The organism is Sphingomonas bacterium (genome assembly GCF_028292945.1).
Classification (GTDB): domain Bacteria; phylum Pseudomonadota; class Alphaproteobacteria; order Sphingomonadales; family Sphingomonadaceae; genus Sphingomonas.
Genome location: NZ_JAQGLJ010000044.1, coordinates 16,600 through 29,172, shown reverse-complemented (window position 1 = coordinate 29,172; position 12,573 = coordinate 16,600). Strand labels below are relative to the sequence as shown.

At 67.0% G+C, this 12,573-nt stretch carries 11 protein-coding genes; 5 read left to right on the top strand and 6 right to left on the bottom strand.

Going from position 1 to position 12,573, the window contains the following annotated elements; translation table 11 throughout:
• Positions 1 to 20: 20 nt before the first annotated feature.
• The 3 genes from hisI (at position 21) to JWN21_RS05525 (ending at position 2,783) form a co-directional block, all read left to right on the top strand.
• A complete protein-coding gene (gene hisI / locus JWN21_RS05535; RefSeq protein ID WP_299647086.1) occupies positions 21 to 377 on the top strand; it encodes a phosphoribosyl-AMP cyclohydrolase in 357 nt (118 codons plus the stop codon).
• Positions 365 to 853 carry a hypothetical protein gene (locus JWN21_RS05530; RefSeq protein ID WP_299647084.1) on the top strand — a complete coding sequence of 163 codons (489 nt, stop codon included), beginning with the start codon at positions 365 to 367 and terminating at the stop codon, positions 851 to 853. The genes hisI and JWN21_RS05530 overlap by 13 nt, the downstream gene beginning before the upstream one ends.
• Before the next feature lie 127 nt (positions 854 to 980).
• Positions 981 to 2,783 carry an acyl-CoA dehydrogenase C-terminal domain-containing protein gene (locus JWN21_RS05525; protein ID WP_299647082.1) on the top strand — a complete coding sequence of 601 codons (1,803 nt, stop codon included), beginning with the start codon at positions 981 to 983 and terminating at the stop codon, positions 2,781 to 2,783.
• On the opposite strand, the gene JWN21_RS05520 is transcribed toward JWN21_RS05525, so the two are convergent.
• The 3 genes from JWN21_RS05520 to JWN21_RS05510 form a co-directional block, all read right to left on the bottom strand.
• Positions 2,713 to 4,086 (bottom strand): cell wall hydrolase, encoded by a 1,374-nt coding sequence (locus tag JWN21_RS05520; protein WP_299647080.1) that lies wholly within the window; start codon positions 4,084 to 4,086, stop codon positions 2,713 to 2,715. The two genes, JWN21_RS05525 and JWN21_RS05520, sit on opposite strands and share 71 nt — an antisense overlap.
• Before the next feature lie 72 nt (positions 4,087 to 4,158).
• On the bottom strand, positions 4,159 to 5,079 hold the full coding sequence (gene cysK, locus JWN21_RS05515; protein ID WP_299647078.1) for a cysteine synthase A: 921 nt from the start codon (positions 5,077 to 5,079) through the stop codon (positions 4,159 to 4,161).
• Entirely contained in the window at positions 5,076 to 6,443 is a 1,368-nt protein-coding gene (locus JWN21_RS05510; RefSeq protein WP_299647076.1) for an MFS transporter, read from the bottom strand. Before JWN21_RS05510 ends, cysK begins: the two co-directional genes overlap by 4 nt.
• Positions 6,444 to 6,782: 339 nt before the next feature.
• Between JWN21_RS05510 and pdhA the strand changes: the two genes are divergently transcribed.
• Positions 6,783 to 7,829, top strand: a complete 1,047-nt coding sequence (gene pdhA, locus JWN21_RS05505) for a pyruvate dehydrogenase (acetyl-transferring) E1 component subunit alpha (RefSeq protein WP_299647074.1) — start codon at positions 6,783 to 6,785, stop codon at positions 7,827 to 7,829.
• Positions 7,829 to 9,241: a pyruvate dehydrogenase complex E1 component subunit beta gene (locus JWN21_RS05500; RefSeq protein WP_299647072.1), complete on the top strand. Its 1,413-nt coding sequence runs from the start codon at positions 7,829 to 7,831 to the stop codon at positions 9,239 to 9,241. Before pdhA ends, JWN21_RS05500 begins: the two co-directional genes overlap by 1 nt.
• Positions 9,242 to 9,245: 4 nt before the next feature.
• Here JWN21_RS05500 and JWN21_RS05495 read toward each other — a convergent pair whose 3' ends face one another.
• Genes JWN21_RS05495 through JWN21_RS05485 form a run of 3 tightly spaced genes read right to left on the bottom strand, consistent with a single transcriptional unit; the run spans position 9,246 to position 12,525 of the window.
• Positions 9,246 to 9,890 carry a pilus assembly protein gene (locus tag JWN21_RS05495; protein WP_299647070.1) on the bottom strand — a complete coding sequence of 215 codons (645 nt, stop codon included), beginning with the start codon at positions 9,888 to 9,890 and terminating at the stop codon, positions 9,246 to 9,248.
• Positions 9,887 to 10,498, bottom strand: coding sequence for a TadE/TadG family type IV pilus assembly protein (locus tag JWN21_RS05490; RefSeq protein ID WP_299647068.1), 612 nt, complete (start codon positions 10,496 to 10,498; stop codon positions 9,887 to 9,889). The genes JWN21_RS05495 and JWN21_RS05490 overlap by 4 nt, the downstream gene beginning before the upstream one ends.
• Positions 10,498 to 12,525: a pilus assembly protein TadG-related protein gene (locus JWN21_RS05485; protein WP_299647066.1), complete on the bottom strand. Its 2,028-nt coding sequence runs from the start codon at positions 12,523 to 12,525 to the stop codon at positions 10,498 to 10,500. Before JWN21_RS05485 ends, JWN21_RS05490 begins: the two co-directional genes overlap by 1 nt.
• Positions 12,526 to 12,573 lie beyond the last annotated feature (48 nt).

The window sequence follows — 12,573 nt, the reverse complement described above, 5'->3', positions numbered from 1 at the left end:
CGGTTGCGCTAAGAAGGCCTATGACAAACGATCGCGAGACGGGTGACCGGCTGGACCTCCGCTGGGATGTTGCCGGGCTCGTCACCGCCGTCGTCACCGATCGCGCGGGCGCGGTGCTGATGGTGGCTCATATGGATCGTCAGGCACTGGCGGCGACGCAGGCGAGCGGCGACGCGCATTTCTGGTCGCGATCGCGCCGGCGGCTGTGGAAAAAAGGGGAGACGTCCGGGAACGTGCTGCGCGTGATCGAGATGCGCGTCGACTGCGACCAAGACGCGCTGTGGCTGATCTGCGAGCCCGCCGGACCGGCCTGTCATACCGGCGCGCGCTCCTGCTTTTATCGCAAAGTCGACGGTGATCGGCTGTGCGCGTCCTAAGGGCCATCGCCGCCGTGCTGCTGCTCGCGGCGTGTCAGCAGAGCAAGCCTTCGGCCGACACGCCGGGCGCACGTCTGGAGATCGCGGCAGTGGCGCGGGGACTGGTGCCCGACCCTGCCGGTGGCACGCTGTTCGGAATCTGGGCGAACGAGACCGATAGACTGTGCGTCGTTCCCGGCGGGCGCGCGGATCGGATCGGCGCGCGAGTCGACTATGGCGAAGGTCAGGGCTGCTCGGCCGCCGGCACGGTGGAGCGCGACGGTGCCGCGCTTCGCATCACCTTCGGCGAATGCCGATTCGAGGCTGAGTTCGACGGGGAGCGGATCGCTTTTCCGGCCGTGCTGCCGGCGGCATGTGGTCGGGTCTGCTCGGGTCGTGCGTCGCTGACCGCGCTTACGGTGGAGCGGCTGAGCGAGTCGGTTTCCGAAGCGGCGATGCTCCGGGGTGCCGACGGCAAGCCGCTCTGCGCAGGTTGATCTAGGGAGATTGCGTATCCAATTCGGTGTGCACGCGGGTCGAAGACCACGTAACGCTGCTGCCAAGCTCAACACTGTCGTCACCTTGCCCCTGAGCCGGTGACGTTCAAGACCAGGATCATCGACGATGCCCAGCTATACGCCCCCCGTCCGCGACACCCGCTTTGTGCTGGAGCACGTGGTCGGGCTCGATCGCTACCTGGACCAGCCCGGGTTCGAGGCAGCGACGCCTGATGTGGTCGACGCTGTGCTGGAGGAAGGCGGCAAGTTCGTCGCCGAGGTGTTGTTTCCGCTCAATCAATCCGGCGACCAACAGGGGTGCACGCGACATTCCGATGGCAGCGTCACCACGCCGGACGGGTTCAAGGAAGCGTACAAGCAATTCGTCGAGAGCGGCTGGGCGACGCTTGGCAATCAGCCCGAGTTCGGGGGGCAGGGCATGCCGCACGTCGTCTCGACGGCGTTTCAGGAGTACATGATCTCAGCCAACATGGCTTTCGCGATGTATCCGGGTCTGACCCACGGCGCGATCGCCGCGCTGGTCGCCAAGGGTTCGCCCGAGCAGCAGGCGATGTACGTTCCGAAGCTCGTGTCGGGTGAATGGGGTGGGACCATGAACCTGACCGAGCCGCAGTGCGGCACCGACCTTGGTCTGATCACGACGCGGGCGGAGCCGCAGGCCGACGGCAGCTATGCGATCACGGGGACGAAGATCTTCATCTCGTCGGGCGAGCATGACTTGACGGAGAACATCATCCACCTGGTGCTCGCCAAGACGCCGGGTGCGCCGAACTCGTCGAAGGGTATCTCGCTGTTCGTGGTTCCCAAGATCATGGTCCAGGCGGACGGCTCGCTGGGTGCGCGCAATGCGGTCTCGTGCGGCTCGATCGAGCACAAGATGGGCATTCACGCCAACTCGACGTGCGTGATGAACTATGATGCTGCTACCGGGTGGCTGGTGGGTGAGGAGATGAAGGGCCTCGCCGCCATGTTCATCATGATGAACGCCGCTCGGCTGGGCGTCGGCCTGCAAGGCTTGGGCATCGCGGAGACCGCGTATCAAAACGCGGTCGCCTATGCCCGCGACCGGCGGCAGGGGCGGGCGCTGACGGGCGCCAAGGAGCCGGCAGAGAAGGCGGATACGCTGTTCGTTCATGCCGACATCCGGCGCATGCTGATGGAGAGCAAGGCGCTGACCGAAGGTCTGCGCGCTATGTGCTTGTGGGCGGCGTTGCAGGTCGATCTGGAGCACCTCGCCGACACGGACGAAGCGAAGCAGCTGGCGGGCGACCTGATCGGGCTGTTGACCCCGGTCATCAAGGGTTTCGGGACCGATATGGGGTACAAGATCGCGACCGATGCGCAGCAGGTCTATGGCGGGCATGGCTACATCGCTGAGTGGGGGATGGAGCAGTATGTCCGCGATGCGCGGATCGCGATGATCTATGAGGGCACCAACGGCGTGCAGGCGATGGATCTGGTTGGGCGCAAATTGGCGCAGAATGGCGGGAGGGCCGTGCAGGCGTTCTTCAGGTTGGTGGGGGATGAAATTGCGGCGGCGAAGGGGGTCACTTCTCTTGCCGAAGTTGCGGTTGGTCTGGAAACTTCGCTGGGCGATCTGCAGGGGGCGACTATGTGGTTCATGGCTAATGGCATGAAGAACCCCGACCATGTCGGCGCGGGGGCGGTGCCCTACATGCACCTGACGGGGCTGGTCGCGGTGGGGCTGATGTGGCTGCGCATGGCGAGCGCGGCGGCGCGGCTGAAGGCGGCCGGAGAAGGCGACGCGGCGTTCCTGGACGCCAAGCTGGTGACCGCGCGTTTCTATGCCGAGCGGCTGCTGCCGCAGACCGGCTCGCTCAGGAAGCAGATCGAGGGCGGGGCGGAGTCGGTGATGGCGCTGCCGCCGGAGATGTTCCTGGCGGCCTGACCGGCGTCGGGGAGGCCGCAGGAGCCGGCGTCGCCGGGCGGCGGCGGACGCCGTCGAGCTCGGTTGGCCCTTTCGGCGCGACGACTGGCACCGGCGTCGGCTCGGGCGCGGGGGCGAGCACCTGCACCTTCATGCACTGGCGCTTGTCGGCGCGGGGAACCTGCTGACAGTTCCACAGCGTCCGTTCCACGCCGCCGGTGCGGTCGCGCAGGTACGCGAACGTCATCGTCGCGATCTGTTCGGAACGAAGCGGCAGCGCCGTCGGCGTCTCGCGCGGGTCGAGCCAGGCGTGGTAGGAGCAGCGCGTCCGCGCCCCGCAGGCGGTCTCCGCCAGGGACGGGTACAGCGCCGGCGCGGTGGTGGGTCTGAGCGTGACGAGGAAGCTGTCCGGCTCGCCCGCGGCGGCGGGGGCGGCCTCCATCTCCTCGTCGAGGGCTTCCGCGACGACCCCGGCAAGCATCTCGTCGGGCAGTCCTGCCGACGCGCGATGCACGGGGGACAAGGCGGCCATCTTCGCCAGCGCGGGCTCCGCCTGCGCGCCGGGGTTGCGGAACGCGCCTGGCGTGCCCCACCAGCCAGTCCAGCGGAAGAACAGATGCGTGCCGACCTTGGCGAGCTTGTCGAGGCTGGACTGCCAATACGGGACGACCCAGTCGGTATGGTAGTGCGTCGCCCACCCGACCTGCTTCGACACCGCGCCGTTGAGCGCCGCCGCCGCCATCGCCTGCGCGCGCAGCCAGCCGGCCGGCGACGGCGACCAGCGGGCGAGCGCGCCGTCGCAGGTGAAGGTGAACTGGCAGCCGGTGCGCCGTTCCGACCCTTCGAAAACCACGCCGCACACCGTCTTGGGGAAGGCGGGATGGCGAAGGCGGTTGAGGATGACCTGAGCGACCGGGCGCTGATCGTCGACGCTGTCGCCGGCCTCGTAGATCAGCGCGGCAGCCAGACAGTCGACGGCGCGCGCGCGGTCGATGTCGCTGCCGACGAACCGGTAGGGGCGAGCGGCCGGGTTCGGCCCGGTGACGTAGGGCACCTCGGCATTGTAGGCGCGCGCCGCATCGGTGGTCAGCGCGATCAGCGCCAGCGGCTCTACCTTGGGCAGCTCGGCGGCGGGCACGACGCGCTGCGGCGGCAGCGCGGCCGGGCGGAAGCGCGGCGCGATCGGCACGGGTGGGGCGTATCGGACCAGCAGCGCAGGTACGAGGAGGGCAAGCGCGGCGACGAGGAGGAGGATGGGGCGCAGCCACCTGCCGCCCCCGTCACCCTGAACCTGGTTCGGGGTCCATGCGATTCGCTCAGCCACGGGCGTTCCGTCCGTTACCGACGCGCGCGCATGGATGCTGAAACAAGTTCAGCATGACCAGAATCTGTAATCTCACGCTTCGGGCAGGAAGTCCGGGACCGACAGGTAGCGCTCGCCGGTGTCGTAGTTGAAGCCGAGCACGCGGACGTTTTCGGGCAGGTCGGGGAGCTTCTGCAGGATCGCCGCCAGCGTCGCGCCGGACGAAATGCCGACCAGCAGCCCTTCCTCCCGAGCCGAGCGGCGCGCCATGTCCTTGGCGACGGCCGCGTCGACGTCGATCACGCCGTCGAGCAGGTCGGCGTGCAGATTGGCTGGAATGAAGCCCGCGCCGATGCCCTGGATGGGATGCGGACCCGGCTGACCGCCAGCGATAACGGGCGAAAGTGACGGCTCGACGGCGTACACCTTCAGGTCCGGCCACTCCTTCTTGAGCACCTGTGCGACGGCAGTGATGTGCCCGCCGGTGCCGACGCCTGTGATGATCACGTCGATCGGCGTGTCGCGGAAATCCTCAAGGATCTCCTGGGCGGTGGTGCGGACATGGACGTCGATGTTCGCCGGGTTCTCGAACTGCTGGGCGAGCCATGCACCGGGGGTCGCGGCGACGATCTCCGAGGCGCGCTCGATCGCGCCCTTCATACCCTTTTCGCGCGGGGTGAGTTCGAACGTCGCACCATAGGCGAGCATCAGGCGGCGACGCTCCAGCGACATCGATTCGGGCATGACGAGGATCAGCTTGTAGCCCTTCACCGCCGCCACCATCGCCAGGCCGACGCCGGTGTTGCCGCTGGTCGGTTCGACGATCGTGCCGCCGGGCAGCAGGCGGCCGGAGACCTCCGCGTCCTCGATCATCGCCAGCGCGACGCGGTCCTTGATCGAGCCGCCGGGATTCGACCGCTCCGACTTGATCCAGACCTCCGAGTCGGGAAACAGCCGCTGGACGCGGATGTGCGGCGTGCGGCCGATCGTGTCGAGAACGGTATTCGCCTTCATGGCACGGCTCCTGGAGCAGGGTTCGGGGACGGCATGTCGGGGGGCGCGAACGTCTTGGCAAGCCTGAGTTCGGGAAACAGCCCCGACCAGGCGAGCGTCACCGCGATCGCGCCGACACCGCCGATCACCACCGCCGCCTCGGGTCCGACCAGTGCCGCCGCCAGCCCGCTCTCCGCCTCGCCAAGTTCGTTCGAGGCAGAAATTGTGAGCTGCGACACCGCACTGACGCGGCCGCGCATCGCATCGGGGGTATGGAGCTGGATCAGCGAGGTGCGGACATAGACCGACACCATGTCCGCGCCCCCGGCGACGATCAGCGCCACCAGACTGAGGATGAAGGCCGGCGCGAGCGCGAGCGCGCCGCCGCCGAGCGAACCGGGCAGGCCGATCACCGGGGTCGGCAGTCCGAGCAGATCGGCGATCGGCGTCGCGAGTCCGAACACGATCGTCGCAATGCCGAAGATGACGACCGCCCAGAGCATCTTGACGCCGACGTTGGTCTTCATCGGCCGCCAGGAGTAGAAGAAGGCGACAACCGCCGCACCGATGCCCGAGCCGGCCGCCAGCAGCCCCAGCCCGTGCGGACCGACATGGAGGATGTCGCGCGCGTAGATCGGCAGCAGTGCGGTGGCCCCGGCCAGCAGGACGGCGAACAGGTCGAGCGTGATCGTCGCCAGCACCAGCCGATTGGCGCGGACGTAGCGAAAGCCCTCCACCACGCGCGCGAACGGGCGATGATCGGGTTCACGCGGCGGCTGTGGAACGGGGCCGATCAGGAACATCGTGCCCAAGGCGAGGCCCAGCAGCGCCGCGGCGACGGCATAGGCGAGGAGGGGGGCGAACCCGAACATCAACCCGCCCAGACTGGGGCCGATGATGGAGCCGAGCTGCCAGGCGATCGCGCTAACTGCGATGGCCGTGGGCAAGCTCTCGGCGGGGACAAGGTTGGGGGCCAGCGCCGAGTAGGCCGGGCCGCCGAAGGCCCGCGCGACGCCGATCAGTACCGCGCCCGCGAACAGCGCGGGAATGGTCAGCGCCCCGGCCCAGGTCAGCAGCCCGAGCGCGACGACGGTCGCGAGCAGCAGCGCGGTGGTCGCGCGCACGATCCAGCGCCGATCGAAAGTGTCCGCGGCCAGGCCGACAACCGGGGTCAGCAGGAAGAGGGGCACGAACTGCGCCAGGCCGATCATGCCGAGCAGGAACGCGGCATCGCGGATGCTCATGCCCTCGACCCCGCGGGCGATCGAATACACCTGCCAGCCGACGAGGATGCCGAACGAGGTGGTCGCGACGGTGCCGGCGACGCGCGAGAGGAAGTAGGCGCGGAAATAGGGGATGGTGAGGGGGTGTGGAGGTTGCGCCATGTGCGGGGGGCTTTGGCGGGTGGAAAGGGCGAGGGCAACCGCTGCTCTCTTCCTCCCTTTCTCGCTCGCGCCGAAGGACAGGGGCTTGATCCTACCCAAGCTCTTCCCCGGCGAAAGCCGGGGCCCAGATGCGCGCTGCGACGGGGCATCGTGCTTGATCCCGGCGCGGCCGACCTGGCCCCGGCTTCCGCCCGGGAGGTGCGTGGAGGTGCCTGGAGGTATGTGGAAGTAGGTGGAGCAACTACACTCCCTTTCCTGCACGCGGGAGAGGGTTGGATTGCTCCCGCTCGCCGTCCGCGCCTATAGCGGAGCAAATCTCCGCAGGACGCATGCTTCCCTATGGCCAAAGCCGCCGTCGCCCGCACCGCTCCCCCGCCCGCACCCAATCGCGAGCGACCCGACGAGCCGCAGCCCTATGCGGCGTCGAAGGAGGAGCTGATCGAATTCTACCGCCAGATGCTGCTGATCCGCCGCTTCGAGGAAAAGGCCGGGCAGTTGTACGGGCTGGGGCTGATCGGCGGGTTCTGCCATCTGTATATCGGGCAGGAGGCTGTCGCGGTCGGGCTGCAATCCGCGCTGGATGGCGAGAAGGACTCGGTCATCACCGGCTATCGCGATCATGGTCACATGCTCGCCTACGGCATCGATCCCAAGGCGATCATGTCCGAGCTGACCGGGCGCGGTGCCGGCATCAGCCGCGGCAAGGGCGGGTCGATGCACATGTTCTCGACCGAGCGGAAGTTCTATGGCGGTCATGGCATCGTCGGGGCGCAGGTCTCGCTGGGCACGGGGTTGGGGTTCGCGCACAAATATCGCGGCGATGGCGGCGTGTGCATGACCTATTTCGGCGATGGCGCGTCGAACCAGGGGCAGGTGTACGAGAGCTTCAACATGGCCGAGCTGTGGAAGCTGCCGGTGATCTTCGTGATCGAGAACAACCAGTACGCGATGGGCACCAGCGTCAATCGCGCGTCGGCCGAGGACCAGCTGTATCGGCGCGGCGAGAGTTTCCGTATTCCCGGGCTGCAGGTCGACGGCATGGACGTACTCGCCTGTCGTGGAGCTGCCGAGACGGCGCTCGCCTGGGTGCGCGCGGGCAAGGGACCGATCATCCTGGAGATGAAGACCTATCGCTATCGTGGCCATTCGATGAGCGATCCGGCCAAGTACCGCAGCCGCGAGGAGGTGCAGGCGGTGCGCGAGAAATCCGACCCGATCGAATATGCCAAGAAGCTGCTGGGCGAGCAGGGGGTCAGGGAGGACGAGTTGAAGGCCGTTGAGCAGGCGATCCGCAAGCAGGTCAACGAGGCGGCCGACTTCGCCGAGAGCACGCCGGAGCCGGACGCCGCCGAACTGTACACCGACGTGCTGGTGGAGCGTTACTGATGGCCGTCGAGATCAAGATGCCGGCGCTGTCGCCGACGATGGAGGAGGGCACGCTGGCCAAGTGGCTGGTCAAGGAAGGCGACGCCGTGAAGTCCGGCGACATCCTCGCCGAGATCGAGACCGACAAGGCGACGATGGAGTTCGAGGCGGTCGACGAGGGCACCGTCGGCCGCATCCTGATCGCCGAGGGCACGGACAATGTGAAGGTCGGCACCGTCATCATGGAGATGGCGGGCGAGGACGGGGCGGAGCCAGCTGCGACCGGCGAGGGCAAGTCTGAAGCCGAGCCGCCCAAGCCCGAGCAGGGTCAATCCGCCGACCAGAAGACGGAAGCGACGCCCGAGCCCAAGCAGGTCGAGACGGGTGCGCGGCAGATGTTCGACGCGGCACGGCTCGACGCCCAGGTCGCCGATCCGGCGCTCCCGGCGGGCACCGAGATGGTCAGGACCACCGTGCGGGAGGCCCTGCGCGATGCGATGGCCGAAGAGATGCGCGCCGACGATCGCGTGTTCGTGATCGGCGAGGAGGTCGCGCAATATCAGGGCGCGTACAAGGTGACGCAGGGGCTGCTCGACGAATTCGGCGAGCGGCGCGTGATCGACACGCCGATCACCGAGTACGGATTCGCCGGCGTCGGCGCAGGCGCGGCGATGGGCGGATTGCGGCCGATCGTCGAGTTCATGACCTTCAACTTCGCGTTGCAGGCGATCGACCACATCATCAACTCGGCCGCCAAGACCAACTATATGTCGGGCGGGCAGATGCGCTGCCCGATCGTGTTCCGCGGTCCCAACGGCGCGGCGTCGCGCGTCGGCGCGCAGCATTCGCAGAACTTCGCGCCCTGGTATGCGAGCGTACCGGGGCTGATCGTGATCGCGCCCTATGATGCGGCGGACGCGAAGGGGTTGCTCAAGGCGGCGATCCGTACCGAGGACCCGGTCGTCTTCCTGGAGAACGAGCTGCTCTACGGGCGCAGCTTTGACGTGCCCAAGCTGGACGATTGGGTGCTGCCGATCGGCAAGGCGCGGATCATGCGCGAGGGCACCGACGTGACGATCGTCAGCTATTCGATCGGCGTCGGGCTGGCGCTGGAAGCCGCCGAGACGCTGGCCGGCGAGGGGATCGACGCGGAGGTGATCGACCTGCGCACGCTGCGGCCGCTGGACCGCGGCACGGTGCTCAAGAGCCTGGCCAAGACCAACCGCATCGTCGTGGTCGAGGAAGGCTGGCCGACCTGCTCGATCGCCAGCGAGGTCGCGATGTTCGTGATGGAGCAAGGGTTCGACGACCTCGACGCGCCGGTGCTGCGCGTGTGCGACGAGGACGTGCCGCTGCCCTATGCGGCCAATCTGGAGAAGGCGGCGCTGGTGAGTGCCGCCAAGGTGGTGGCGGCGGTCAAGACGATCGTCTGAGGCCTCAGCAGGTCGCGATCGGCGCGTTTTCCGTGTTGTAGATCTGGGTCAGGTCACGGCGGTCGCGGACCGCCATCGAGGCGACTTCGATCATCGTCGTGCTGGGCGCGCGCGAGAGCGCGATGATCGGCGTGTAGACATAGTAGACCTCGACGAACATCGTCGCGTTGTCGTCCTGCGCGGTGATCTGCTGGTTGGCGGGTCCGACTCCGGCCAGGTCCGTGTCGCCCGAGCTTCCGTAGCTCGAGGAATGGGTCGTCTTCGAGCCGTAGCAGCGCTGCCAGGCGATCTTGTACTTGCCCGTCGTGTTGGGGTTCGCGACCGGCTCGACGTCGGAGAGGATGACGCGGCCGTTGGCGTTGAGGTTGAGCTCGCCCGACTGCAGCTGCGCGCCGGTGAAGAGGTCGTTGATGTCGGTCTCGCTGATGACCTTGGCCGTGATCTGAGTGCCCTTGCCCATGCGCGCGGCGTTGTCGGCGATCTGCAGCGCCATCTGGCTCACGCGCATCCGCGTGGTGGTGTAGTTGAGCAGTTCCGCGCCCGTCAGGCTCAGCAGCAGCAGGATCGGCACGGAAAAGGCGAACTCCAGCAGCGCCAGGCCGCGGGTGTCGCGGGCGAGCCGGACCGCGAAGCGACGAACCCGCCTCATGGGCAATATCCCGTCGTCGCCGCGCCATAGCTGCCCTGATCATTGTAGGGCTGGTTCTGGAGGATGGTGCTGGCGGTGATCTTCGTCGTGCCGGAGCCGCCGATGAACTTGTCGAGCGGCAGCATGCGGGGATAGTTCACCGTGACGGTGTAGAGCGACCGGTCCATCGCGCCGCCCTGGCCGCTGTCGCCGCCGTCGAGATCGCGGACGCCGTTGTTGTTGCGGTCGGTGAACGGCTCGCCCGCGTCGCAGACGCCGTTGCCGTTGGTATCGACGGTCCACACCTCCGCCAGCGCGGCGGCGGCGGCGGAGAAGGTGCGATAGAAGCGCCGGCTGAAGGTGACCGCCGCGCCCTTGTGAAGCGCCAGCACCTGGTCGCGGACCCGATTGTTGAACGCGGTCTGCGCCGACGCGCTGGTGCCGGTTTCAAGACTGGAGTCCCGGGCCATCTTTTGCACGATGCCTTGCAGGACGCCGCGCATGTACAAGGTGTGCCCGATGTCGAACGCGCCGACGAGGAACAGCGCCATGACCGGTGCGACGAAGCCGAATTCGACGATCGTCGCGCCGCGGCAGTCGCGGCGCAGCCGGCGGAACGACCGGCGCATCATTGCGTGAGCCTCAATTGCGAGATCTGGTTGGCAATCGACTGGAACGTCGACTGGAGCGTGGCCGCGTTGGTCGCCGAGAAGTAGCGGCCGGGCGAGGCGCAGTTCGTCATCCGCGTGTTGGTGTTCGCATCCAGCGTGCCGAAGGTGATCACCCACAGCGTGATGTTCTTGTTCTTGATCGCGGAGCACAGGGCCTCGGTACGCGCGTTCACCTGTTGGGTGAGCGTGCCATTGGTGGTGCAGCCGTCGCTGGGGACTGCGGCCGGATCGGTTTGACGTCGATCGTAATAAGGGAAGCCATAGGCCTGGTAGTTGGCGATGCTGGTGCATGGGTCGCCGTCCGTCATGAAGATCAGGTTGCGCTCGATGGCGCCGCCCGCGGACGTAAGCGCATTCTCCGACGCGAAGATGCCGGTCGGCGACATCAGCCTGCCACCCCAGATCAGCCCGATATCGTGGTAGGTGTTGCCGCTGGGGCTCAGCGAATCGACATAGCTGTCGAAGAGGGATGCATTGGTCCAGGCCTGCAGCTTCTTGGCGGCCGTGGGGCAGGAATAGCTGGAATCGTTGGTGTATTCGGTGGCCGTGTACTGGTCGGTGAGTGTGTAGTTGCCGCTGCTGTCCTTGCGCGCGTACAGCATGCCGGGCAGCGCCGGACCCCACAGGCTGCTGGCCGTGCCGGACGTCGGGACCAGATCGATGTTGAGGTCGTAGGCGCCGCTAGGGATCGGGTTGTAGCTGCTCGCCCGCACCGTCTCGCGCTCCTCGATGCAGCCGTCCCAGCCGATGTACTTGGCTGTTCCGCTGCTGCCGATCGGCAGGGTGATACCGGAGTTCCAGGACGTGCCGTTCTTCAGCCCGGCGATGTTCTGCGCGATCTGACCGTAGTGCCAGCGGCTGAAGCTGTTGGTGGTCGTGGGCACCCCCTGCGACGAATAGTTGGTCGAGGTTGTGCTGGTATCCGTCTTCGAACTCTTCTTGATCTGACAATAATAGCGCCGGTCGGAACCGTAGCCGCTCTGCACCGAAGACGACGTATAGCGATTGTACGTTGTCGAGACAGTCGTGGTGCTGGTGTAGGTGCGCGTTGTGCCGCTTTGCGCGACCGCCGAGTTGGTCGTGCTGGAGCTTTGCGACTGGTCGTCCGCCGGCGCCGTGCAGGTCTGTGCGCTGGTCGTCTGCCCCGTGGTGGAGCTATTTGCGTAGGCGCTCCACGTTCCCGTGGTGCTCGAAGACGGACCCGGGGTGCCCGAGTACGGTGGGTAGGTGTAAGTGGTCGTCGCCGTCCATTCCGGTTCGCGCGACTGATATTTCCAGCTGTCGGCGAGCCATTCGGGCTTCAGCAGATAGCCGACGTTGACGTTGGTCGCGTAGGGCACGAACCCGAAGCGGATCTGCGTCTGCGAACCCGTGCCACCCGCGGGCGCGCCGGTGGTGCAGTTGGCTGCGGTGTCGAGCTTCGCGACGATCTCGTAGAAGCATTTCACCGCGACCTTGAGGCTCGCCATCTTGGTCTGGGTGTCGCCCGTGGGCGTCTCCGCCATCGACCCGGTAGTGTCGAGGACGAACATGATATCTGTGTTCGGCAGACGCATCTCGCTGGCGCAGGTGACGGACAGCGGCTGCGTGTCGATCGAGAAGACCCGCATCAGCGTCATCGGCAGATTGACCGATGCGGTGCCGGAAACCTTTCCTCCGGCTTCGGTGAAGCTTTTCGCCAGATCGGCGGACCCGTAGGAGCCAGCCTTGTAGTTCGCGTCAAAGAAGCGCTCGGCCGATACGCGGGGGTATTCGGCGACCCCGTTGACCGTCTGCGCCCACGTACCACCGCCCATCGCCTTGCGCCCGGCGAGGGCGCCCGCGTCGCAGGCGTGTTGCAGCCGCGTCTTGGCGATGTACATGCGGCCGACATCGATGCCGCCACCCACGACGCCGCACAGCGGAACAAGCGTCGCCGCCATGATGGCAAGCGTGTTGCCGCGCGTGTCGCGCCGCAAGCGTTGGAGGAAGGTGCCGTCGTTCATGCCGCCGATTGTCCCCGACCGTCCGCAAAGACGGGTTTCAACGTGACG

Bases quoted from the DNA above. Each gene is read 5' to 3' on its own strand.
- JWN21_RS05500 (WP_299647072.1), top strand. From the start codon at position 7,829: ATGGCCGTCGAGATCAAGATGCCGGCGCTGTCGCCGACGATGGAGGAG.
- hisI (WP_299647086.1), top strand. From the start codon at position 21: ATGACAAACGATCGCGAGACGGGTGACCGGCTGGACCTCCGCTGGGAT.
- cysK (WP_299647078.1), bottom strand. From the start codon at position 5,079: ATGAAGGCGAATACCGTTCTCGACACGATCGGCCGCACGCCGCACATC.
- JWN21_RS05485 (WP_299647066.1), bottom strand. From the start codon at position 12,525: ATGAACGACGGCACCTTCCTCCAACGCTTGCGGCGCGACACGCGCGGC.
- JWN21_RS05510 (WP_299647076.1), bottom strand. From the start codon at position 6,443: ATGGCGCAACCTCCACACCCCCTCACCATCCCCTATTTCCGCGCCTAC.
- JWN21_RS05525 (WP_299647082.1), top strand. From the start codon at position 981: ATGCCCAGCTATACGCCCCCCGTCCGCGACACCCGCTTTGTGCTGGAG.
- JWN21_RS05490 (WP_299647068.1), bottom strand. From the start codon at position 10,498: ATGCGCCGGTCGTTCCGCCGGCTGCGCCGCGACTGCCGCGGCGCGACG.
- pdhA (WP_299647074.1), top strand. From the start codon at position 6,783: ATGGCCAAAGCCGCCGTCGCCCGCACCGCTCCCCCGCCCGCACCCAAT.
- JWN21_RS05495 (WP_299647070.1), bottom strand. From the start codon at position 9,890: ATGAGGCGGGTTCGTCGCTTCGCGGTCCGGCTCGCCCGCGACACCCGC.